23 protein-coding genes, 3 tRNA genes and 1 pseudogene are annotated in these 21,447 nt (G+C 65.4%); 11 read left to right on the top strand and 16 right to left on the bottom strand.

All coding sequences use genetic code 11. The annotated features are described in order from the left end of the window. Positions 1-87: 87 nt before the first annotated feature. The 4 genes from CHINAEXTREME_RS02960 (at position 88) to CHINAEXTREME_RS22395 (ending at position 3,106) form a co-directional block, all read left to right on the top strand. Positions 88-822, top strand: coding sequence for a queuosine precursor transporter (locus CHINAEXTREME_RS02960; RefSeq protein WP_029601445.1), 735 nt, complete (start codon positions 88-90; stop codon positions 820-822). 110 nt (positions 823-932) lie between these two features. Further along, positions 933-2,012, top strand: a complete 1,080-nt coding sequence (locus CHINAEXTREME_RS02955; RefSeq protein WP_007140977.1) for an aminopeptidase — start codon at positions 933-935, stop codon at positions 2,010-2,012. A 293-nt stretch (positions 2,013-2,305) separates the two neighbouring features. Continuing rightward, on the top strand, positions 2,306-2,926 hold the full coding sequence (locus CHINAEXTREME_RS02950) for a DUF309 domain-containing protein (protein ID WP_007140976.1): 621 nt from the start codon (positions 2,306-2,308) through the stop codon (positions 2,924-2,926). Positions 2,927-2,983: 57 nt separating this feature from the next. Continuing rightward, on the top strand, positions 2,984-3,106 hold the full coding sequence (locus tag CHINAEXTREME_RS22395) for a hypothetical protein (RefSeq protein ID WP_007140975.1): 123 nt from the start codon (positions 2,984-2,986) through the stop codon (positions 3,104-3,106). A 152-nt stretch (positions 3,107-3,258) separates the two neighbouring features. Here the strand turns inward: CHINAEXTREME_RS22395 and CHINAEXTREME_RS02945 are convergent, their stop codons facing one another. Next, positions 3,259-3,690 carry a hypothetical protein gene (locus tag CHINAEXTREME_RS02945; RefSeq protein ID WP_007140974.1) on the bottom strand — a complete coding sequence of 144 codons (432 nt, stop codon included), beginning with the start codon at positions 3,688-3,690 and terminating at the stop codon, positions 3,259-3,261. A 267-nt stretch (positions 3,691-3,957) separates the two neighbouring features. After that, positions 3,958-4,713: an NAD-dependent glucose-6-phosphate dehydrogenase Azf gene (gene azf / locus CHINAEXTREME_RS02940; protein WP_007140973.1), complete on the bottom strand. Its 756-nt coding sequence runs from the start codon at positions 4,711-4,713 to the stop codon at positions 3,958-3,960. 111 nt (positions 4,714-4,824) lie between these two features. Between azf and CHINAEXTREME_RS02935 the strand changes: the two genes are divergently transcribed. The 3 genes from CHINAEXTREME_RS02935 to CHINAEXTREME_RS02925 all read left to right on the top strand — a co-directional run bounded on the left by CHINAEXTREME_RS02935 (position 4,825) and on the right by CHINAEXTREME_RS02925 (position 6,587). Then, entirely contained in the window at positions 4,825-5,193 is a 369-nt protein-coding gene (locus CHINAEXTREME_RS02935) for a dihydroneopterin aldolase family protein (RefSeq protein ID WP_007140972.1), read from the top strand. Between the two features lie 71 nt (positions 5,194-5,264). Next, positions 5,265-5,972: a YqjF family protein gene (locus CHINAEXTREME_RS02930; RefSeq protein WP_007140971.1), complete on the top strand. Its 708-nt coding sequence runs from the start codon at positions 5,265-5,267 to the stop codon at positions 5,970-5,972. Between the two features lie 132 nt (positions 5,973-6,104). Next, a complete protein-coding gene (locus CHINAEXTREME_RS02925; RefSeq protein ID WP_007140970.1) occupies positions 6,105-6,587 on the top strand; it encodes a DUF5790 family protein in 483 nt (160 codons plus the stop codon). 17 nt (positions 6,588-6,604) lie between these two features. On the opposite strand, the gene CHINAEXTREME_RS02920 is transcribed toward CHINAEXTREME_RS02925, so the two are convergent. Beyond that, a complete protein-coding gene (locus tag CHINAEXTREME_RS02920; protein WP_007140969.1) occupies positions 6,605-7,348 on the bottom strand; it encodes a creatininase family protein in 744 nt (247 codons plus the stop codon). 121 nt (positions 7,349-7,469) lie between these two features. Between CHINAEXTREME_RS02920 and CHINAEXTREME_RS02915 the strand changes: the two genes are divergently transcribed. Beyond that, complete coding sequence (locus CHINAEXTREME_RS02915) at positions 7,470-7,814, top strand: DUF5789 family protein (protein ID WP_007140968.1); 345 nt, start codon at positions 7,470-7,472, stop codon at positions 7,812-7,814. 75 nt (positions 7,815-7,889) lie between these two features. Here the strand turns inward: CHINAEXTREME_RS02915 and CHINAEXTREME_RS02910 are convergent, their stop codons facing one another. Both CHINAEXTREME_RS02910 and CHINAEXTREME_RS02905 read right to left on the bottom strand, forming a co-directional pair. Then, entirely contained in the window at positions 7,890-9,902 is a 2,013-nt protein-coding gene (locus CHINAEXTREME_RS02910; protein ID WP_007140967.1) for an ABC transporter ATP-binding protein, read from the bottom strand. Positions 9,903-9,960: 58 nt separating this feature from the next. Next, positions 9,961-10,530 carry a DUF192 domain-containing protein gene (locus CHINAEXTREME_RS02905; RefSeq protein WP_007140966.1) on the bottom strand — a complete coding sequence of 190 codons (570 nt, stop codon included), beginning with the start codon at positions 10,528-10,530 and terminating at the stop codon, positions 9,961-9,963. A 60-nt stretch (positions 10,531-10,590) separates the two neighbouring features. On the opposite strand from CHINAEXTREME_RS02905, the gene CHINAEXTREME_RS02900 reads away from it, so the two are divergent. Further along, positions 10,591-10,664, top strand: a tRNA-Val gene (locus tag CHINAEXTREME_RS02900). Positions 10,665-11,033: 369 nt separating this feature from the next. Here CHINAEXTREME_RS02900 and CHINAEXTREME_RS02895 read toward each other — a convergent pair. Then, positions 11,034-11,480: a DUF7344 domain-containing protein gene (locus CHINAEXTREME_RS02895; protein ID WP_007140965.1), complete on the bottom strand. Its 447-nt coding sequence runs from the start codon at positions 11,478-11,480 to the stop codon at positions 11,034-11,036. A 220-nt stretch (positions 11,481-11,700) separates the two neighbouring features. Here CHINAEXTREME_RS02895 and CHINAEXTREME_RS02890 point away from each other — a divergent pair. Beyond that, positions 11,701-11,774 (top strand) — tRNA-Phe (locus tag CHINAEXTREME_RS02890). A gap of 323 nt (positions 11,775-12,097) precedes the next feature. On the opposite strand, the gene CHINAEXTREME_RS02885 is transcribed toward CHINAEXTREME_RS02890, so the two are convergent. The 4 genes from CHINAEXTREME_RS02885 to CHINAEXTREME_RS02865 all read right to left on the bottom strand — a co-directional run bounded on the left by CHINAEXTREME_RS02885 (position 12,098) and on the right by CHINAEXTREME_RS02865 (position 16,365). Further along, a complete protein-coding gene (locus CHINAEXTREME_RS02885) occupies positions 12,098-12,832 on the bottom strand; it encodes a potassium channel family protein (RefSeq protein ID WP_007140964.1) in 735 nt (244 codons plus the stop codon). Between the two features lie 366 nt (positions 12,833-13,198). Beyond that, positions 13,199-13,777: a carboxymuconolactone decarboxylase family protein gene (locus CHINAEXTREME_RS02880; protein ID WP_007140963.1), complete on the bottom strand. Its 579-nt coding sequence runs from the start codon at positions 13,775-13,777 to the stop codon at positions 13,199-13,201. A 91-nt stretch (positions 13,778-13,868) separates the two neighbouring features. Beyond that, the gene (locus tag CHINAEXTREME_RS02875; RefSeq protein ID WP_007140962.1) at positions 13,869-15,713 is read right to left on the bottom strand and encodes an FAD-binding protein; all 1,845 of its coding nucleotides are present in this window, start codon (positions 15,711-15,713) and stop codon (positions 13,869-13,871) included. Positions 15,714-16,293: 580 nt separating this feature from the next. Next, positions 16,294-16,365, bottom strand: a tRNA-His gene (locus CHINAEXTREME_RS02865). Between the two features lie 200 nt (positions 16,366-16,565). Here CHINAEXTREME_RS02865 and CHINAEXTREME_RS02860 point away from each other — a divergent pair. Beyond that, a complete protein-coding gene (locus tag CHINAEXTREME_RS02860) occupies positions 16,566-17,021 on the top strand; it encodes a DUF5814 domain-containing protein (RefSeq protein ID WP_007140960.1) in 456 nt (151 codons plus the stop codon). Between the two features lie 57 nt (positions 17,022-17,078). On the opposite strand, the gene CHINAEXTREME_RS02855 is transcribed toward CHINAEXTREME_RS02860, so the two are convergent. From CHINAEXTREME_RS02855 to CHINAEXTREME_RS02830, 6 genes and pseudogenes are all read right to left on the bottom strand, one after another. Next, entirely contained in the window at positions 17,079-17,498 is a 420-nt protein-coding gene (locus CHINAEXTREME_RS02855) for a ribbon-helix-helix protein, CopG family (RefSeq protein WP_007140959.1), read from the bottom strand. Positions 17,499-17,724: 226 nt separating this feature from the next. Then, positions 17,725-18,354, bottom strand: a complete 630-nt coding sequence (locus tag CHINAEXTREME_RS02850; protein WP_007140958.1) for an RPA family protein — start codon at positions 18,352-18,354, stop codon at positions 17,725-17,727. Between the two features lies 1 nt (position 18,355). Next, positions 18,356-19,285: a hypothetical protein gene (locus tag CHINAEXTREME_RS02845; RefSeq protein ID WP_007140957.1), complete on the bottom strand. Its 930-nt coding sequence runs from the start codon at positions 19,283-19,285 to the stop codon at positions 18,356-18,358. 119 nt (positions 19,286-19,404) lie between these two features. Continuing rightward, on the bottom strand, positions 19,405-19,998 hold the full coding sequence (locus CHINAEXTREME_RS02840; RefSeq protein ID WP_007140956.1) for a MogA/MoaB family molybdenum cofactor biosynthesis protein: 594 nt from the start codon (positions 19,996-19,998) through the stop codon (positions 19,405-19,407). Positions 19,999-20,144: 146 nt separating this feature from the next. Further along, positions 20,145-20,324 (bottom strand): annotated as a pseudogene (locus tag CHINAEXTREME_RS02835) (GTP-binding protein); the annotation flags it as partial. A gap of 57 nt (positions 20,325-20,381) precedes the next feature. Next, positions 20,382-21,350 carry a glycosyltransferase gene (locus CHINAEXTREME_RS02830; RefSeq protein ID WP_007140954.1) on the bottom strand — a complete coding sequence of 323 codons (969 nt, stop codon included), beginning with the start codon at positions 21,348-21,350 and terminating at the stop codon, positions 20,382-20,384. Between the last annotated feature and the right edge of the window lie 97 nt (positions 21,351-21,447).

The following is a 21,447-nucleotide window of genomic DNA, read 5'->3' as shown; positions in this document are numbered from 1 at the left end:
TGACAGGTTTGTGCCGTGTCGGAGCTGCTAACCGATACTGAACGGATCTCGAACCGTTTAGGTAGCGTCGATGGATACGCGACGGCTATGACTCGCTCCCAACCTCGTTCGGGCCGTTCCGCTGTACCGACGGTGCCGCAGGTGGCCCTGATCGGCCTCTTCGTAACGGCACTGGTGACCGCGCAACTGACCGCCTCGAAGGTGCTTGCGTTCTCGCTGCCGTTCTCGCTGCCCATCACCGGCGACGCTCTCGTTCTGCCGGGTGCCGCGCTGGCCTATGCTCTGACCTTCCTCGCGAGCGACTGTTACACCGAACTCTACGGGCGACGCGCGGCCCAGATCGTCGTCAACGTCGGGTTCGCGCTGAACTTCGTCGTGCTCGCGCTGGTCTGGTCCACGGTCGCCGCTCCGGCCGCCCCGAACAGCATCGATCCCGGCATGTTCGCCGACGTGCTCGGCGCCTCGACCAACATCGTCCTGGGGAGCCTTCTCGCGTACCTCGTCAGTCAGAACTGGGACGTGATCGCGTTCCATCGGATCCGGGGCTACACCGGCGGAGACAAGCTCTGGCTGCGTAACATCGGCTCGACGGCGACCAGCCAGGCGATCGACACGATCATCTTCGTCGCCGTCGCCTTCGCGGTCGCCCCGGCGCTGCTCGGGGTCGGAATCGTGCTTCCGATCGGGGACCTCGCCGCGCTGATGATCGGTCAGTACCTGCTGAAACTCGCCATCGCAGTGCTCGACACGCCGATCGTCTACGCGATCGTCGGACTCGTTCGGTCCCGGACCGACGGCGACATCACCGAAGTGCCTTCGTAAACGCGCAATCGCTCGAGGTGCCCGCGGTCGTCGGCCGTTGGTCGTCGGCAGTCGATCGCCGACCGACTCCGAAAGGGTGGGATTTTGTGTGGCCGTTGCCATCCCCGGGTATGGACGAACGCGTTCGCGAACACGCCGAGGTACTGGTCGACTGGAGCGCCCGCGTCGAGGCGGGCGACGACGTCGTGGTGTCGGTCGGGCCGGACGCACACGAACTCGCCGTCGCCGTCGCCGAGGAACTCGGCGAGCGCGGGGCCAACCTCCTCGCGACCTACAGTTCCGACGAGATCACGCGTGCGTACCTCCGCGCGCACGAGGGAGAGTTCGACGAGGCGGCCCACGAGAAGGCGCTGCTCGAGGAGGCCGACGTCTACCTCTCGCTGGGCGGCGGCCGGAACACGAGCGCCACGGCTGACGTCTCGAGCGAGACGCGCCGGAACCACCGCGAGGCCCGCCGGGAGATCCGCGAACAGCGGTACGACACCCGCTGGGTTTCGACGTACCACCCCACCCGGTCGCTCGCCCAGCAGGCCGAGATGGCCTACGAGGAGTACCAGGAGTTCGCTTACGACGCGATTCTGCGCGACTGGGAGTCGTTCGCCGAGGAGATGGCTCGGATGAAAGACCTCCTCGACGAGGGGTCGGAGGTCCGACTCGTCTCCGAGGACACCGATCTCACCATGCGGATCGACGACCGGACCGCGGTCAACAGCGCCGCCTCCGTCGCCTACGACTCCCACAACCTGCCGAGCGGCGAGGTCTTCACCGCACCCTACGCCACCGAGGGCGAGGTCACCTTTGACGTCCCGATGACGCTCCGGGGCGAGACCGTCCGGAACGTCCGCCTCGAGTTCGAGGACGGCGACGTCGTCGATTACGAGGCCGAACAGGGCGAGTCCGTCGTCGGCGACATCCTCGACACCGACGAGGGGGCCAGTCGCCTGGGCGAACTCGGGATCGGGATGAACCGCGCCATCGACCGCTACACGGACAATATCATGTTCGACGAGAAGATGGGCGACACCGTCCACCTCGCGGTCGGCAGGGCCTACGACGCCTGCCTGCCGGACGGAGAGTCGGGCAACGACTCCGCGGTCCACGTCGACATGATCACCGACGTCAGCGAGGACTCCCGGCTCGAGATCGACGGCGAAGTCGTCCAGCGCGATGGCGAGTTCCGCTGGGAGTGAGGACGTTCGGAGTAGTCAGTAGTCCGTTATTACGCCTCGTCAGGCGGTCACAACTCTCGTAATCCGTCCCATACTAATGTGGTGGACGGTCGTCACCTCGAGTACCGCCTCGCCGGTGGCGGCCAGTAACCGGTCGGGAACGCCGCGTCCCGCTCCCCGTTTTCGACAGTTGTCTGCCCGCCCTGCCGGAGGCGGAAGATATCCGGCGTCACCGTTCCACGTTCGTCGCGTCCTCGCCCCGAGCGGACAGTACAGTCGACAGCCACAGGACCGTCGAGCGCCAACGCTTCCACATGCGCGATCACCTCCGAGCGGGGATCGCCGTCTACAACGACGGCTACTACCACGCTGCACACGACGCCTGGGAGGACCACTGGCTCGAACTCGAGTCCGGCACCGACGACGAGCGACTGCTACACGGGCTGATCCAGACGAGCGGCGCCGTCCACCACGCCCGAAACCGCAACTGGGAGGGTGCCGTCGGACTGGCCGAAAGCGCCGGCGACTACCTCGCACCTCTCCCGTCGACGTACCGCGGTCTCGAGGTCGGGCCGATCCGTCGTTTCCTCGCGTCGCTTTCGGCCGATCCCGAAATCGCTGAACGCCGACCCCCGGTTCGACTCGAGTACGAGAGCGGGGTACCGACGCTCGACTCGCTCGGAGTCACGGAAACGGGCATCGCCGCTGTCGTCCTCGCCGAGGAACTGGGCTTCGACGAAAAACCGGTCGAGCGGGCCCGAACGTACGCCCGGCGGGACCTCGAGGCCGGCGCGGACGACAGTCTGTTCATCGCTCTGCTGTTCGACTTCGTCCGCGAGGACGAGCACCGCGGGCTCGTCTACCGGCGACTGTCGGAGCACGTCAGCAAGCGTCGGTCCCGCGAGGAGGACGTGAAGGGACTGTTTTCGGAGTGACGGCCGGCTCGAGCCTTCCAGTACGTTTTCCTGCTCGAAGTCCGACCATCGGTTGCTATGCCGGAGTTCGTTTCCATCACGTGCGAGGAGTGTGGCGACGAATTCAGGGCCTATCCCGACGCGAACGCGGCGGAACGCGGGTTCTGCAGCCCCGCGTGCTCGCTCGCGAACGCAGACTGAGACGCTGAGTCTGTTCCGGGACGGCCCTTCGATTCGGGATATCGGCAACGACGGGAAGTCGCCCGTTCCGGACGCGACCGAGAACTAGTAACGGAAGGAGTTCGATGGCGGTCGTCTTCCGGTTATCGCCGTCGTTTCGTTCCCGCCGTCGTCTACAGCCCCGGGTCCACCTCGAGCAGGCCGAGTTCCGAATTCCGGAACGATGCGCTCGTATCGAACGTTCCCGAATCGCCCTCGCTGACGTCGGTTTCTTCTTCGTCCGCGAGGAGGTGACCGAGTTCGCTCGCCGACCCGCCGACGTCGATCTCGATGGCGTACACTTCCCAATCGTCGCTGTCGTCGAACTCGTCCTCGAACGCTTCCAAAATATCGTCCCTCACACCGGATTCGTACTGAGCGACGACGTCGAAGTCCACGTCCGGATAGTAGTCTTCTGCAGTGATGACGACGTCTTCGTCGTCCTGTGCGGCCGCCGTGCTCGTCGCGGCACCAGTTCCGACTGCGAGGGCCGTGGCAGCGAGTGCACCGTCTTTCAGCCGGGAGCGTTGCGAATCCGTTGCCGGATTTTGATCGGTTTTGCTCATGGAAATCTCACACCCCGCTGGGGGTCTCCGGTCGTTGAACGAAGCCGTGAATAAACTCTATCGTTCGTTTCCCGGTGTTTGAGTCGGTAACTCGAGACTGAGTGAAATTGACACGCAGACAGAGGAGTGGTTCGTACGTCGTTTTCGGGTCGATCGACCCGTAGCGAAACCCTATCGACAACTGTGGTTTTAATTCGGAAACGATTTTCATCGCCGCGTTACCCGGCGCTGTAGTCGCCTCTCACCGGCACGTGTCGGAACCGAGCGTCAGCCGTGGTCGGCAGAATTGTCGCGAGGCTCGTACCCCAGCACTTCTCGAGCGCGCTCTATCGAGTAGTACTTGCGGTCGTTGTCGGAGATACCGTAGACGACCTCGTAGTCGTACTCCGCCCGGATACAGCGATCGAAGAGGTGTGCACAGTCGCGGTGGGAGAGCCACATCGCCTGCCCGCGTTCGTAGTCGATCGGCGGGTGATCTTTGGTGAGGTTGCCGATCCGGACACAGACCACGGAGAGGCCGTATTCGTCGTGGTAGTACCGACCCAGGATTTCGCCGGTCGCCTTCGAGACGCCGTAGAGGTTGCCGGGGCGGGGGAGTTCGGTCCCGTCGAGCCGGAATTCGTCGTCCTCGCGATACATGTCCGGTGTCCGCTCGTCGGTCTCGTAGGCCCCGACGGCGTGGTTCGAGGAAGCGAAGGCGAACTTGTCGACGCCGGCGCCGACCGCGGCCTCGTAGACGGTCTGGGTGCCGTCGATGTTGTTCGGCAGGACGCTCTCCCACGGCGCGGTCTTACGCGGGTCGCCTGCGAGGTGGAGAACGACGTCGATGCCCTCCATCGCCTCGCGGACCGCTTCCTCGTCGGTGATGTCCGCCACGACGAACTCACCCGGGTAGTTACGATCTCCCGTCGGTGGATCCCGGTCTAGCAACCGCCACTCGTACTCCCGTTCGTCCGCGAGTCCCTCGAGGATCGCCTGCCCGACGCGCCCCGAAGCTCCCGTGAGCAGGACCGACTGTGCCATTCGTTCGGTGTGAGGGAAAGCGTCGGTAAGTAACGTGCGATTCCGGGCTGGCGCCTCCGCGGCCGACCCGGGACCGCAACCCCCTTGCCGACCGCTCGCGAGGGCTCGAGTATGACCGACACCGCGCCGACCGACGCCGAAGCCGCCTGTTTCGAGGCCGGCATCAAGTTCGGCTCGCTGTATCACCAGTTCGCCGGTACGCCGGTCTCGCCCGACAGCGCCGACAGCGTCGCGACCGCGATGGAGGAGGCGATCGAGAACCAGCCCCACTGCCGTGCCGTCGACGTCGACGTTCGCGAGGACGAACTCGCGGCCGCCATCGCCGATGCGGGAGCCGACTACACCGAACTCACAGGTCGGTTCCTCGAGGTCGAAATCGTGATCGACTACGAGGGTTGCGAGGTCGTCGCCCGCATGGAGATGGAGGACGGCTATCCGCTGATGCGACTCGAGTCGGTCGAGGACCGGTCGTCGTTGTAGCCTCGAGACGAAGCCACCGCCACAGTTCCGTTGGGCGGTGTCTTCTTACGCTCACTGTCCCAAGTTCCGATATGGTCGTGTCCCTCTCGATGGGCTGGCGACGGCTCCTGTTTGCCAACTGGCCGCTCGAGCCCAACCGGGTGCGTCCACACCTCCCGCAGCGCCTGTCGGTCGACACCCACGACGGGAAGGCGTGGCTCTCGGTCGTCCCCTTCACGAACGTCGACGTCCGGCCGCGGGCGCTGCCGTCCGGAACCGGAGTGGCGCTGCCCGAACTCAACCTGCGGACGTACGTCTCCTACGAGGGCCATCCGGGGGTGTACTTCTTCAGCCTCGACGCCGACGGACTCGCCGCCGTCCTCGGTGCGCGGCTGTTCCACCACCTTCCGTACTACTACGCGGACATCGACCTTGCCGCGGACGACGGGGCCGTCAGGTTCACGAGCAGGCGTCGCCACCGCGGCGCGCGCTCGGTTCGCTTCGACGCGACGTACGGGCCGACCGGGAGCCGATACTACGCCGACCACGGGAGCCTCGAGGGGTTCCTGACCGAACGCTACCGTTACTACACCGAAGCGCCGGACGGTTCGATCCGGTATGCCGACGTCTCCCACGAGCCCTGGCCGCTGTACGACGCCGAGGTCTCGTTCCGCGAGAACACGCTCTTCGCCGCCAACGGGTTCGACCGGCCGGAGACGGAGCCGGTCCACCTGTACAGCCCCGGCGTCGACACGATCGCCTCCGGCAGCAAGCCAGCACGGGAGTTGCGGACTCGGTAGGGTCCCGGGCCCGGCGCAGTATACACCTTTTCGAAATCCGCGCGCTATTTCATCTCGAGCCGCCCGCTCGAGCCCGTTTTCACTTTCACTTTCGGGCGACCTTTTAACCTCGGTCCCCGTGAAGGTGGTGACATGAGCCAAGCGACGTTCGGCGACGACGAGGAACTGTTCGGCGAAGCGGCCAACGAGATGCGCGAAGACGTCGAAGCCTCGCTCGAGGAGGCCTGGGCGGCCCTCCCGGCGGCCGACGATGTCTGGGAGACCGACGCCGACAACGTATTGGGCGTGCTCAACGGGCTCAACTCCGCGCTGGATCCCGGCGACGCCGAGGATCACCTCCGCGACGCCAAGAAGTGGTTCACGATGGGCCAGCGCGCGGACGCCTTCGACGACGCCGACGACCTCGAGGCCGAGATCGCGGACCTAGAGGAGGCGATCGCGGACGTCGCCGAGGCCGGCGAGCAGGTCGGCGACCTCACGTCGACGATCCCGGCGCTTCGTGGGACGCTCGAGGAGGCGGTGCCGGACGAAGACGAGGTAGAGGCTGCGGACGTGGACGAAGAGGCGGAGGCCGACGACGGGGACGAAGAGCCCGAGGAAGCCGAGGCGGAGTAACGAACCAACTCCCGCCGCTACCTTCGCTCCGGCCGCGAAACGTCCCGTTCCGCCACGGCTTCGAGCAGCCGCGCCAGCGCCGCGGCCGCCAGCTCGAGCAGTTCCTCGCCGCGCTCGGCCGACCCCTCGCGCGGGTCGCCGACGACGCCGTTGTCGCTGAACGCCGCGCTGTCGTAGGCCAGGTTCGCGTAGCTCACCCACTCCCCCCAGCCGTCGGCGGCGTCCGCGCTCGCCTCGTCGACGCGCTCCTCGCGGACGAGCTCCGGTGCGACCTCCCTGAGCAGCGCCGTCTCGAGGGGACCGCCGTGGCCCATGTCGCTCGAGTGGTCGCCGACAGCCTCGAACCAGGTGAACGGGACGGCGTAGGTTTCCTCGTTGCCGTCCCGCGTAAGTCGCGCGCCGGCCTCCCGGAGCGCGTCGACGTTGCCGCCGTGGCCGTTGACGAGGACGACGCGATCGAACCCGTGGGAGAACAGGCTCTCGACGGATTCGCGGACGTAGCTTCGGAAGGTGTCCGGCGAGACCCACATCGTCCCGGGGAACTGGCGGTGTTCCTCGGCCACTCCGACGGGGATCGCTGGCGCGCGGACGACCTCGCGATCGATACGCTCACAACCCGCGTCGGCGACCGCCTCTGCAGTGAGGACGTCGGTGCCGAGCGGCGCGTGCGGGCCGTGCTGTTCCGTGCTGCCGACCGGGACGACCGCGAGCTCGGCCTCAGAGTCCCGGACGTCGGTCCACGTCGCGTCGCTGAGATCCATGCGGGAGTAGATCGCCCGTTCGGACATGAAACCACCGACCATCGACGGTCGGTCAGCGCAGTCGTCCACCGTGGCGAGCGCAGGCTCAACCCGTTTCACCCTGCTCCCGTACATCTCTCCTATGACCGACGACAGCCGCGAGCTGGGAGTCGAACTGGGGGACCTCCACGACGACCTCGAGGCCGTGGAGTATCCGATCAGCCAGGACGACCTGCTCGACGAGCACGGCGACCGCGAGGTCGACTTCGGCGAGGAGACGATGCCCCTCGAGGAGTTGATCGGGCCGATGAACGAGGAGGAGTACGAGGACTACAGCGCGGTCGAGCAGGCGATCATGAACATGGTCGGCGACGAGGCGATCGGACGCAAGAACTACAGCGACCGGACGCCGCCCGCCGCGGGCGAGGACCGTCAGGACGAGGGCGCGCCCGAGCAAGAAGGACAGCGCGAGCAAGAGTCGTTCTGAGTTGGGCGACGGGCTTCGGCGGGTACTCGGCGGGTGCGGGAGCGCGGAAGCGAGTTTTTCGCCGTCGACCCCTTCTCAGTCGTCGTTCCCGACCTCCGTCCGCGCCTGCCGGCGCTGGGCACGCTCGATGAACTCCTGCGGTAACTCGTCGATCTCGCCCGCCTGGACGCCCCAGAGGTGCGAATAGAGCCCGCCGTTCTCGAGCAGTTCCTCGTGTTCGCCGCGTTCGACGATCCGGCCGTCCTCGAGAACGAGGATCTGATCGGCGTCTCTGATCGTCGAGAGCCGGTGGGCGATGGCGAACGTGGTACGATCGGCGGCGAGTTCGTCGATCGAGCGCTGAATGAGCATCTCCGTCTCGGTGTCGACGTCGCTTGTCGCCTCGTCCAGTACGAGGATGTCGGGGTCCTTGAGGATCGCCCGTGCGATGGAGATCCGCTGGCGCTGGCCGCCCGAGAGCTTGACACCGCGTTCGCCGACCTCCGTGTCGTAGCCCTCCGGCAGGTTCCGGATGAACTCGTGGGCCTCGGCCATCTTCGCGGCCTCGATCACTTCCTCGCGGTCGGCGTCGAACGTGCCGTACTTGATGTTCTCCTCGACGGTCCCGTAGAAGAGGAACGTGTCCTGGCTGACGTAGCCGATCGACTCGCGCAGGCTCTCGAGGGTCACCTCGCGGATGTCCTGGCCGTCGACCCTGATCGCACCTCGATCGACGTCATCAGAATCGCTCTGCGATTCTGATTGGCTCGAAAGAGCTTCGCTCTTTCGAACGTCGTACATCCGCAGGAGAAGTTTGAGGACGGTCGACTTGCCCGCGCCGGTGGGACCGACCAGCGCAAGCGTCTCGCCGCCGTTGACGGTGAAGTCGATGTCCTCGACGATCGTCTCCTCTTCGTCGTAACCGAACGTCACGTGATCGTACTCGACGCGGCCCTCGTCCACCTCGAGGTCCGTCGCGTCGGGCGTCTCCGCGACCCGGCTCGGCTCGTCCATCAGGCCGAACATCCGGGCCGAGGACGCGCGGGCGCGCTGGTACATGTTGATGATCTGGCCGAACTGGGCCATCGGCCAGATGAACCGCTGCGTGTAGAGGATGAACACGACGAACTCCCCCTCGCTCAGAGTGCCGGTGAACGGCCCGGGCGGTCCCTGGAAGACCCACAGGCCGCCGACGAGGAACGTGACGACGAAGCCGATCCCCGCGATCACCCGGAGTCCGGGGAAGAACTTGATGCGCGTCTCGATGGCGTCCCAGTTCGCGTCGAAGTAGTCCCGGGAGACGTCGTCGACGCGTTCGGACTCGTACTCCTCCGTCGTGCTCGATTTGATCACCTGGATCCCGCCGAGGTTGTTCTCGAGCCGGGAGTTGACCGTGCCGACGGCCGAGCGGACGGCGGCGTACTTGGGCTGGATGATCCTGACGAAGAAGTAGGTGAACACGGCGATCAGCGGCACTGGGAGCAACGCGACCAGCGCGAGCTGCCAGTTGTACGCAAAGAGGATGACGCCGATCCCGAGGACCATCACCGCCATCCGGAACAGGGAGTTCATTCCGTCGTTCAGGAACCGCTCGAGGCGGTTGACGTCGTTCGAGAGGATGGACATCATCTCCCCGGTCTGCTTGTCGGCGAAGAAGTCCATGTTCAGCCGCTGCATCTTGTCGTAGGTGTCGGTCCGGATATCGTGCTGGATGTTCTGGGCGAAGGCGTTGAACCCCCAGTTGCGGAGCCAGTGAAACGCTGCCCCGAAGAAGAACGCGCCGGCGATGACGCCGACAGTCAGGTAGAACTGTTCCACCTGCGAGGCGGGGACGTACGGCTCCACGAAGCCGCCACCGAACGGGAGCGCCTCCGTGTAACTGGTGCTGCCAGCCTCCTCGCGGAACACCGCGTCGAGCGCCACCGCCAGCATCACCGGCGGCAGCAGATCCAGTACGCGGGCGAACACGCTCGCGACGATGCCGACGATCGCGTGGAACGAGTAATCGCGGCCGTACTCGAGGAACAGCCGCTTCATCGGGTTCTCGATCTCCTCGCGCTGCTCCTCGAACGGGTCATCGTCGTCCCAGTCGACGCCGCTTCCGCTCATCGTATCCGCTTCGGGGACCGGTACCAATAAGCGTTTGCTACGAATCGAAATACGCCGACTATCCCCCGTCCGCGCCGTTCCCGTCGTCGCTCCCTTCGCCCTCGGGTTCGACATCGATCTCGACCGTGTCGCCGACCGCCATCCCGGTCTCGTTGGCGTACCCTCGTGGCACCTCGAGTACCCACTTCGCCTCGCCGGTGTACTGGATATTTTCGCCGTCCTCGCCGGGTTCGGGGGCGCGTGCGTGTTCGATCGCCGTGATCTCGCGGTCCGCGCCGATGAAGACGATGTCGATGTCGAAGTCCATCTCACGCATTACGTAGGTCCGTTCGGCCTCGTTGTCGTGGACGAACAGCATGCCCTCGCCGTCCTCGAGCGAGTCGTGATTACTCAGGCCCGTGTAGCGCTCGTTCCAAGTGTCGGCGACCTCGACGTTGACGGTCGCTTTCGGCTTCTCGGACCCGGGTGTGGCGTCGGTGTCGGCGTCGGCGTCGGCGTCGAAGACCCGCACCTCGGCCCGGTCGTCACCCCACGGAGCCGAGACGAGTCCGGCCTGTGCGAGGAGAACGGCGCCCAGCGCGACGACTGCGAGGACGAGGACGGCCTTCGACGTGCGCTCGAGTGCCATGGTTGTCGTGCGACTCGAGAAAGTAAATGTTATTCGGGCGGGTGGCTTTGGTCCGGGTGCGGGCTCGTGGTCTAGCTGGTTATGACGCGGCCCTTACAAGGCCGAGGTCGGTGGTTCGAACCCGCCCGAGCCCATTTCTGTGGTGAACAACGCATGAACCACAGAAATGTATGTGAGGGCGGGTTCGAACGACGGAACGAGCGAGCGGCAGCGAGCGAAGTTGAGGTGGTTCGAACCCGCCCGAGCCCACTATTCCTAGCGCTCACGCGATTATTGTAGAGTTGCCCGCTCGAGCCAGGGTCATCGTTTCGCGTCCAGAAGTCCGTCCCCTCGTCACAAACCGGCGGTCATCACTGTCTGATCGACCGTGAATCATCGACGGCGCCGCGAAAACCGACGCCGACGCCGACGCCGAATCCGAAACGAGCCAATCCGGAGGAAACCTCGAGCCGCCGTCCGTAATCCGCCACTATCTCGGTTTCGTCCGTGCTTCCCGGCAGTAGTCAGTGCTTGAGGCGTGCGACGTTCTCCCGGATCTGGCTGAAGAACCCGTCACCCGACTCCGCCTGCAGCGCCGAGTGCAACGTCGAGTTTTCGGGTTCGTCTTTGATCACGACCCGGAGGTACGGCTCGAGTTGGTCGAAGTTGTCCGAGAGGACGACGGTGTGGTTGTCCTCGTCGTGGTCGACGACGCCGGCGTCGGCCAGTTTCGGGACGTGGCACTGGACCGACGAGACGTAGACGCTCTTGTACTCGTTTTTCTCGACTTCGTCCGGCGGCACGTCGTGTTCCCAGCCGGCCACCTGTTCGGCGAGCGTCGAGAGCTCGATCGGATCTTCCCGCCCCCGCAGTGCGTACAGGAGGTATCGTCGCCGCCGATTGGCGAGCAGCTCCAGGATGGTGTCGGCGGAGAGTTCTTGCTCCTCCTGACTCGAGGTAAGTGCTTCCATAACACAGGGTTACCCGCCAGACCGGAAAAGGGTGTCTTGAATATCCGAATATCCAACAAACGACGGTTAAGGAAGATCAAACTATTGTATCTCATCCGTACGGAACGATTTCGAACGGTTCGACCGACGATCTCGAGGGCTCGGCGGATCTGTAACCGAATCGATCGGAGTCGTCGCAATTCGAAATCCTTTTTTATACCATGGACGGAGAAAGAGGTAAGCCGCCTTAGCTCAGACTGGGAGAGCACTCGACTGAAGATCGAGCTGTCCCCGGTTCAAATCCGGGAGGCGGCATCCCGATTTTACGCGATTCCCACTCGAGAAGTTACTGGACCTGACTGAAGATCGAGCTGTCCCCGTTCCCGCGAGCGCAGCGAGCGGGAAGTCGAAAGACGAGCGCAAGCGAGTCTTTCGCGTGGTTCAAATCCGGGAGGCGATACTTCTCTCGCGAACGACGTCGTGAGCCGGAGGAACCCATCCGAGCGGTGGACTTCTGCGGCGAGCTACACCGCGAGTTACGGGTGTGTCTTCTGACCGGGTTTGCAGTAGCGAATGCTTCACTACCGTTCGACGTTCGTGTCGTTCGCCGGGACCGGACCGCGTGGTTCCGTCCGGGATCAGAGCCACTCACTGACGGTATCGCCGCTGAGAACCTCGGGAATGACGACCTCGTCGGCGCCCGCGCGCCGGGCGACGGACTCGTACATCTCGTCGCCGACACGGACGATTACCCGCATATTCGGCGAGAGCTGACTCGCCATGATGGCGATCTGGATGTTCGCGTTCGAGTCGTCGATAGCTCCGATGATAGCCGATGCCCTCCCGACGTTGGCCCGCTCGAGGACGTCCTCGCGACGGGCGTCGCCTCGAATAGCGAGCGTCTCCTCGCCGATGCGGTCGAATTCGGCTTGGTCGAGTTCGATCACCAGGACGTCGTGGCCGTCCTCGCGCAGTTGTGCGGCGAGGGTGCGCCCGAAGATCCCGTACCCGCAGATGATGACGTGGTCCGAGAGGTCGTCGATTCGTCGTTCCGTTTGCATCTGTTTGAGTTCCTCCGTAATCTGGCCGCCGAAGGCCGCCGACAGGACCGTCTCGCCGATCCACAGGCTCGAGAGGATGATCCCGACTCGCACCGCGACCGCGAAGGCCTTCGTCGCCCGCTCGGGGCCGCTATGGTCCTGAAAGTGCAACTCGATGCTCGTCAGATCGACGAGCCAGAACGTCGCCTCCATCAATCCGACTCCCGCGAGCAGCATGTGCCCGATGATCCCGGTCGCGGTGACGGTCACGAGAGCGAGGATCGGTCTAACGGCGCGGCCCAGAATCGGTCGGCTCGACAGCGGGGTGTCCATGCCTCGGCTCGGACGTTCTTCGTTCGAGAGTGACAAAAACTCAGTCCCCCACTGAATAGGGAATACGTGGCTAGACAGTCGATTTACGCCCCGTCCGCGTCCATGGGGAAGTGCGGGTAGACCCTGTCGCGACTCGACCACCGAGTAGCGAAGTGGCTCTCCGAGTCTGACACCGGACGGAGTCGAACGGGAGTCGAACGGCCCACGATGCCCGTGCCGACGTCGCGGTCTACCCCGACTCCGACACGATCGGCGTGTTCGCCGGGTCACCGCCGGGCGGCGAGGCGAGCGGACGGTCGCCGGCTACTTCCGCCGGGACGACGCGGTGGACTACTGGCTGGACGAGGAGGACGGCTGAAACCGCTCTTACAGGTCCTCGAGTTCCCAGCCGACGAACGGCGACTCCAGTTCCACCTCGAACGCCTGTAGAACGCGGGCGAGCCCGAAGTAACAGCCGGCGAGCATCGCGATCCCGACGGCCGTCGCCTCGTCGTAGTGGTCGGTCAGCGCCGCGTGGTCAGCGTCGTCGACCGTGTCGTCGACGAACGCGGCGATGTACTCGACGATTGCGGCGAGTTCGGGCTCGAGGCGGTCCGGCTCCTCCCGCGAGATGGCGACGATTCCCGCCGGCGTGACGCCCTCGTTCAGGGCGACGCGGACGTGTTGCTGCCACTCGTAGGCCGACCCGGCGTGGTAAGCCGTCGCCAGAATGACGAACTCCCGCTGGCGGGCAGAGAGTCCGCCTTCGTGCCAGACCGCCGAGCCGTACTCCCGGAAGGCCTCGAGTAGCTCGACGTTTCGGCCCAGCGTTCGGTAGACGTTCAGCGTGCCACCCTCGAGTCGGTGGTCGACCGCGGGCTCTTCGTCGGTCTCCGAGAGGGTGTCCAGCAGCGAGCGTTTCTCGGGCGGAAGGTCCTCGGGATCGGCGTACTCGATGCGTGCCATGCTCACTGGTCGTACTCGAGGGGGAAATACGGTCGGCCGGGCCGCTTCGGTCCTTCCGCTCCGCGTGCCTCGAGGAGTACCGTCGCAGCGGTCAGTAACTGCGCGCGGTCGGCTCGTAGGTCCGCATCTCCCCCTCGAGGATGACCGGTCGGTACCACAGCTCCGGCGAGCCGTCGTTCCACGAGAGCATGGTGTGTTTGAGCCACTCCTCGTCCTTGCGCTCGCGGTGGGCGGCCCGCCAGTGGGCGCCGCGGAACTCGGTTCGGGCAAGCGCGCCGACGGCGATCGCCTTCGCGACGTCGATGAGGTTCCGCAGTTCCAGGGCATGAACCAGATCCGTGTTGAACGTTCGCGACGGGTCGTCGACGGCGACGTCCCGGTACCGGTCGCGGGCGGTTCGAAGCTCCCGCAGCGCCTGCTCGATCCCCGCTTCCTCGCGAAAGACGTTGACGTACTTCCCCATCGCGTCCTGGACGGCCGCCCGGATCGTTGCGGGATCGGTGCCGTCCTCGCGCTCGAGGAGCCGTTCGATGCGCTCGCGGTCGCGTTCGACCGCGCGGTCGATCGTCTCGGCAGGTTCGAGCCCTGTTCCCGCTCCCGCTCCCGGGCCGCCGTCGGCGACCGCGGTTTCCCCGTCCGCCGCTCCCAGATCCACCGGCACGTCGACCTCGCCCTCCTCGTAGACCTCCGGCTTCCCCGTCTCGATGTCGGCCGGCTCGAGATTGTCGCCGGCGGCGTGGCGGCCGGCACGTTTCCCGAAGACGAGCAACTCGGCCAGCGAGTTACCGCCCAGCCGGTTGGCGCCGTGCATCGAGACGCAGCCGCACTCCCCGGCCGCGTAGAGCCCGTCGATACAGGTCCGTCCGTTCTCGTCGACCTCGATGCCACCCATCGTGTAGTGGGCACCCGGCTTGACCGGCATCGGCTCGGCGAGGGCGTCGACCCCCTCGAAGTCCTCCGCGAGGTGGACGATGTTCTCGAGGCGGTCGCGGATGCGCTCGGCGCCGAGGTGGCGCATGTCCAGGAACACGTGGTCGTCCTCGATCCCGCGTCCTTCGTCGACCTCCGTGAGTTCGGCGCGGGAGACGACGTCCCGCGAGGCCAGTTCGCCGGCGTTGTTCGCGTACCCGCGTTCGAACATGAACCGTTCGCCGTCGGCGTTGAACAGCCGGCCGCCCTCGCCGCGGACGCCCTCCGTGATCAACACCCCCGTCGAGGGCAGCGTCGTCGGGTGAAACTGGATGAACTCCATGTCCTCGAGCGGCACGCCCGCGCGGTAGGCCATCGCCATCCCGTCGCCGGTGTTGGCGACCGCGTTGGTCGTGTGTTCGAAGACCTGCCCGGCGCCGCCCGTCGCAAGGACGACGCCACCGGTCGCCCGGAAGCCGGCGAGTTCCCCCGTCTGCAGATCGAACGCAACTACGCCGTGACAGGTGCGGTCGGCCGGGTTCGCCTCCCCCGAGACGACCAGCCGAGTCACGTACCACTCGTCGTAGACCTCGATCCCGCGTTTGACCGCCTGCTCGTACATCGTATGCAGCAGGTGGTGGCCCGTCTCCGCGCCCGCGTAGGCCGTCCGCGGGAACGCCATCCCGCCGAACGGCCGCTGGGCGATCCGTCCGTCTTCGGTCCGGGAGAAGCCCATCCCCCAGTGCTCGAGGCGGGTGACTTCCTCGGGGATCGTCTCCGCGAAGGTCTCGACGGCCGGAGCGTCGGCGAGGTAGTCGGCCCCTTTCATCGTCTCGTAGGCGTGATCCTCGACCGCGTCGTCGGGATGGAGCGCGGCGTTGACGCCGCCCTCCGCGGCCCCAGTGTGGGACCGAACCGGATGAAGTTTCGAGACGATCGCGACGTCGGCACCTGCTTCGTCGGCGGCGATCGCAGCCCGGAGTCCGGCCCCGCCGCCGCCGACGACGATGACGTCGTGGTTGTGCATGCATGACACTCCGTTTCGGCGACGCAACCGGGTTTACCTTCATTTTGAAGACGATCACCATTACCGTGGCGGGAACTCCGCGGTTTCCGACTCGTCGGAATCGAGAGGAGTCGGCTCCTCCGTGATCGACTCTCCCTTCTTCCGTTCGGCGGCCGGTAACACGTGGCTCCAAGCTCGGAGAAGCCGACAGAGGACTCGAAGTATCGCGACCCCATCGCGAAAACGCTCGAGCACGAGACGCCGATGATTCCGGTAGCTCACGGATTCGTTCGTCGCGAAAAGGTCCGGCCTCGAGCGGACTATCGACTCCTCATGTCCGTTCGTCGTCAGAAAGTCCGGGTGCGAGAATCGAACCACGGTCGATCGCTTCCTTCCTCGCTTCGCTCGGAAGACTGCGTTCTCCCTGATTCGATCCTCTGACGATTTCCGTGGCTCACGCGGTCGTTCGCCACAGAAAGTCCGGGTGCGAGAATCGAACCGAAGCCAGACGATCGCTCTCACTCCGTTCGACGGCTGCGACTGGCAGGGTTCGAACTCGCCTTCCGGCTTTTCCACTCCTCCCTGCAGTCGTCGTGAAAAAGTCCGGGTGCGAGAATCGAACCCGCGTCTCAGCCTCCACAAGGCTGAAGGATAACCACTACCCCAACCCGGACGCGCTTGCAACTCAATTTACGAGGGGTGCGACTGAAATACGTTACGACTCGAGCACGGGTGTGTGGGACTCCGTACCGTACGATTAGCCCACCTGTTGCCGGTCTGCCCGCCCGAGTTCGTCGGCGGTCGGATCGGCCCCGTGTCCCCGATGCTCGACCGAGACGTTTTTCGCCCGAGAGCCGGTAGGACCGACAACGCGTGGCCATCACCGACAAGATCTACGTCAAGAACCACCGACAGCTCAGCTCCCAGCTCGAGACGAACATCCCCAAGGGCGCGTTCAAGGGTGCGACGCTCGACGTGCTCTTCCAGGGCGAGGGACTGGAGAAACTCGACGACGCGACCCGCGAACGGGTCCTGGACTTCTCGAGCGATTTCCTCGACTGTGGCTGTGACAACAACCCCTACTGTGGCTGCCCGGAGCGGAAGTTCATCCGGTACCTGCTGGAACTGCGCGCCCAGGGACTGGGGCCCGACGCGATCGTCGACGTGATGACCGACGACTACATGATCTATGCCTACCCCGGGGACGTTCTCTCGTTTCTGGACGACGCCGTGCGCACCCTCGAGGCCGCGGAGGGGCTCGCGCGGGTCGACGGCGAGGGAGAGAAACGGGACGAGATCCGGCGGACGAAGCAGGATCTCGCGCGGTAGTCGCGTTCAGATCCGGTCTCGGTCGGCCCGGTCGGCTCGAGCGAACCCGCCCTCGAGCTACCGAAGCTGATACGACTCGTCGTCCTCGTCCAGGTCGTCGAGCAAGAGCACCTCGTCCTGTTCGTCCTCGAGTCGGTCCTGTAGCTCGTTGACGTACGATTTGTACTCGTCGAGTTGCTCCCGGAGGTGGTCGGCCTCGAGTTCGAGCCGTTCGTGCTCGCGGATGAAGCTCTTGGGAACTTCGACGGTCGGCGGGAAGGAGAGTTCCCCGTCCTCGTCGCCCGTCTCGGACCCGGGACCCGACTCGAGTTCCGATTCCGGGACGACCGCGACCTGCCCGTCGTGTTCGACGAGCTGGTCGACGTAGTCCCGGAAGACGGCGGACAACGAGATGTCCCGCTCCTCGGCGATATCCTGGAGCGACTCGAACGCGTCCTCGTTGACGCGAAACGAGATCGTCTTGTTCTTGTTGCCCATTCGTCTCTTACTGTCGGTTCGTGTCACTTAACGGTTCGTCAGACGACCCCACGGCCGTCCGTCCGATCGCCTCGGACCGAACGCGTTCACGGAGCACATCGCGATCACAGCGCACCGACCGCCGTTCGGGCCGTTGGTTCCTCCGATCCTCGAGCACTTACTCGTCGGTTACCGCGGGTGATGCGTCGAAAAAACGGGTGCGAACTGATCGCCGATTGTGCCTCGTTCAGGCGGTCTCCGCGTCGTCGACCTCGAGTTGCTCGAGGGCCTGGATGACGTCGCGCCGGTAGTTCTCCACGGGTGAGTCGTACCGTTCGCGGGCCATCTGGGCGTACTCGTTGGTCGGCGCGGTCGAGCCGCTCTCGGGGGCCTCCTGTTCGGCCTCCCACTCCTGGAACTCCTCGATGCGCTCCAGGGTGCGTTCGGCGGTCTCGGCGACCCAGCGGTCGCGGGTGCCTTCGTCGACGACCGCGATGGACTCGGGGCGGACCGAGACGTTGACGGTGCCGTCTTCGGTCTCGTAGGTCCGCGGTTTCCCGACGACCGACACGTAGGCCGGCGGCTCCGTGTCACGCAGCGTCGCGGCCGCTTCGGGCTGATACTGGCCGGCGTAGACGAAGAACGTCCCGGTCGGGTCGACGACCCGGCCGCGCCAGTACTCGCTGTCCTCGCCGACGTCCTCGGTCTCGGTCAGCGTCCCGACGATGAACACGCGGTTCGCGCGGTCGCCCGTGGGCAGGAGTGCGTAGTTGGGCGCGCGCTCGTCGTCGCTTTCCTTGAACGAGTACGTCGAGTCGTTGAATTCCGAGGCGAAGACGCGTCGCGCGACTTCGCGGGTGAGTTCTGACTGGCTCATATCACATCGACCTCGCTTTGATCAGCAGGTCCTCAGCATCGATCGTCCCGTCCAGTTCCTCGACGTCGTCGGCCAGCACGTAGCGGCCGAAGGTCGGCCCCTCGATGCGGTAGTAGGTGCCGACGATGTCCTCGGCGATCTCGTCCGCGACGATCGTCGTGTCCAGCGCGTCCATCGCCATCTCCTTCGCCTCCTCGAGGCTCAACCCGGTGAGCTCCTCGGTAGCCTCCTTGTCGAAGATGACCTCGTGGGCGTCGATCCCGTCGTCGACGACGGCCTTGATCCGGAGGTCGAACTCGCCTTCGACCTCGCCGTGTTCGTTACAGCGGCCGTTCTGCAGGACACGGGTACAGTCCTCCTTCGGACAGCGCTTGATGAGCCCGCTCCCGCTTTGCATGTCGACGAGCGCGCCCTCGACGACGCTCGTGTCGTTGCCGACTTCGATGTCCTCGTCGAGTTCCTCGATCACCGTCGTCGAGTTGAGCTTGACCGAGTACCGGCCCTGGTACTCGTCGGTGACGACGTTGCGAAGCTCGTAGACGCCGCCCTCCTCGAGCGCGGGCAGGTCCGACTTGGCCCACTTCGTGAACTTGATCGTGCCCGTCGGGTCGCCCAGCAGGCCGACCTGCGCGACGGCGTCGCTCCGGGGATCCCAGAGTTCGATGACCTTCGCGGTGAGGTCGATCCACTGCTCGGGTTCGTCGACGTCCTCGATCCGGACGTCCTCGCTGGAGCCGCCTGCAAGCTCCTCGCGCTCCAAGTCTGCCTCCTCGAGGTAGTGGTTGGTGACGCTGCGGCGGGCTTCGTCGATCGGTACCTTGTACTCGTCGACGAGGGTGGTCAGCCGGTCCTCGATCTCGTCGACGCTAACGTCTATGTGGTCTGAAAACTGCTCGTGGATGTCGTCCGCGTGCTCTCGTACGTCGCTCATTGTGTCACGCCTCCTCTTTCGTTTCGGTGGGAGGCATACCCCTGTTCGCGCCCGATCCTATTTAAAGTACTGTGACCGGGGCGGAAGTAAACAGCCGGCTCGAGTCGGTCGAATCGGGGCTATTCCTCGTCGCCGTAGGCGGAAAGCGGTTGATCGGTCGTCTCTTTCCGATGGCTCGTCGCCAGCCCCGCGAGATGCGGTGCCTCGGGCACGATCAGTTCCTCGCAGGCGGTCTGGCACGCGCCGGTGCTCCCCGGAATGCAGAACACCGGCGTATCGACGGCAATCCCTGCCGTCGCGCGCGAGGCGATCGCTCGAGTGCCGATCTCCTCCCACGAGAGCGCGCGGAAGCGTTCGCCGAAGCCGGGTAACTCGCGTTCGAACAGCGACGCGGTCGCCTCCGGCGAGACGTCGTCGACCGTCACGCCGGTTCCCCCGGTCGTTACGACCACGTCGATGTCCCGCCGGGCGACGAGCCCTCGCACTGCCGTCCGGATCGAGGAGTAGTCGTCCCGGACGAGCAGCCGGTCCCGGATCTCGTGGCCCTCGGCCTCGAAACACTCCTGGATCGTATCCCCGCCGGGGTCGTCGGGATCCTCTTCGTCGGACTGTGCGCGCGAACTCGAGACGGTGACGATCCCCACGTAGAGGGGGTCGATGATATCGTGCCCGTGGTGGTCGGTGCCGCGTCGGTCGCTGCGGTCGGTCGTCATGGTGATCGAATATGCAGGCCGGAGGGCGATAATAGCTCCCCCGAAGCGGTCGAGGCGGTCAGTCGTCGTACTCGTTCCCGGCGGAACTCGAGGTCGCGACCGATCACCGCCAGCCGCGTTTCGCGGTCGCCCCACTCCTCGTCTCAGGCGAGGTCGGGCTGACCCTGCCGGTAGGCCTCCTTGCGTTCTTCGGAGAACCTGGCGATCCAGCGGCCCGTGACCTCGAGGCTCGTCTCGGTCCCGGCGTAGCTCATCGTGATAGCCTGGTCCTCGCGGCCGGCGATCCAGCAGAGTCCTTTCACACGGACGAGGCCGTCGGGGAGGTCGATACTGGCTTCCACGAGGTCGGCGTCGACGGTTCAGTTGTCTCTCCCTGTCAGAACTCAGGCCGTCGGCCGCGGGGCCCGTTCGAGCCCGAGGTCGCCGTCCGCGGCCAGTTCGTAGATCGAGAGCAAGCGATCGATCACTCGTTCCTGACTTATCCGCTCTACCGCCTCGCGACCGTTCGATCGCTCGCCGCGCTCGAGGACGGCCTCGAGTGCTCGAACGAGTTCCGCGTCGCTCGTTCCGACCGCAGAGGGTTCGACTCCCGCGAGCCGTTCCCGGACGTCGCCGACGTCGGTCGAGACGACCGGCAGGTTGCAGGCCATCGCCTCCTTGACCGACATCGGCGACCCCTCGTGGTGGGAGGTCAGCAGGAGCGCGTCGGCCGCGTTCATGTAGGTCGGCACCGACTCGTAGTCGACGCCGTGGACGACCTGAAAGTTGACCGGCCGCTCCAGTCGGTCGTCGACGGCTGCGGCGATCCGCTTCGCCCGCGGGTGGTTCTTGACGGTCCGCTCGGGCGAGTACGGGAAGAGAACGTGGTGCTCGTCCGGCGCCCAGCCGACCCGTTCCCGTGCCGCACTCGTCGATTCCGGGCTGAAGAGCTCGAGGTCGATACCGAACGGGAGCACCGTGCAGTCGGCGCCAAGCGCCCGGCGCATGTCCTCGGTCATGACGATCACCTCCTCGCAGTGGGGTGCACAGAGCTTGCTGATCGGGCGGCCGGGCCCCTCGAGGTCGGTTCCCCAGAGCGTGAGCACGACCGGGAGTTCCCGCTGGGCCAGTGCCATCGGCGCGGTCAGCCCGTAGTGGGCGTGAACGAGGTTGTAGTCGCCGCGTCGAACCTCGCGGCGAACTTCGGGGAAGTATCGGAGGTAGTCCGTCGCGCTTCGGGACTCGCCCGGGGAGACGTGGCCCGAGACCGGGAGGGTCCGAACGGAGACGCCGCGCTCCTCGAGCGCGTCTATCTGCTCGTTCATGAACGGCGACTCGTCGTAGGTCGTCAGCACGAGGACGTTCGCTGTCATCGGTCGAGTTGCTGGACCTGGACCGCTGACACACATTGTTAATTCGTTCGCTTCACGTGACGGTCACCGCGAGACACTCGTTAAGCGGGGTAAACAG

Origin of the sequence: Halobiforma lacisalsi AJ5, from assembly GCF_000226975.2 — an archaeon.
In the GTDB taxonomy this organism is placed as follows: domain Archaea; phylum Halobacteriota; class Halobacteria; order Halobacteriales; family Natrialbaceae; genus Natronobacterium; species Natronobacterium lacisalsi.
This window is presented reverse-complemented; position numbering and strand designations above follow the sequence as displayed.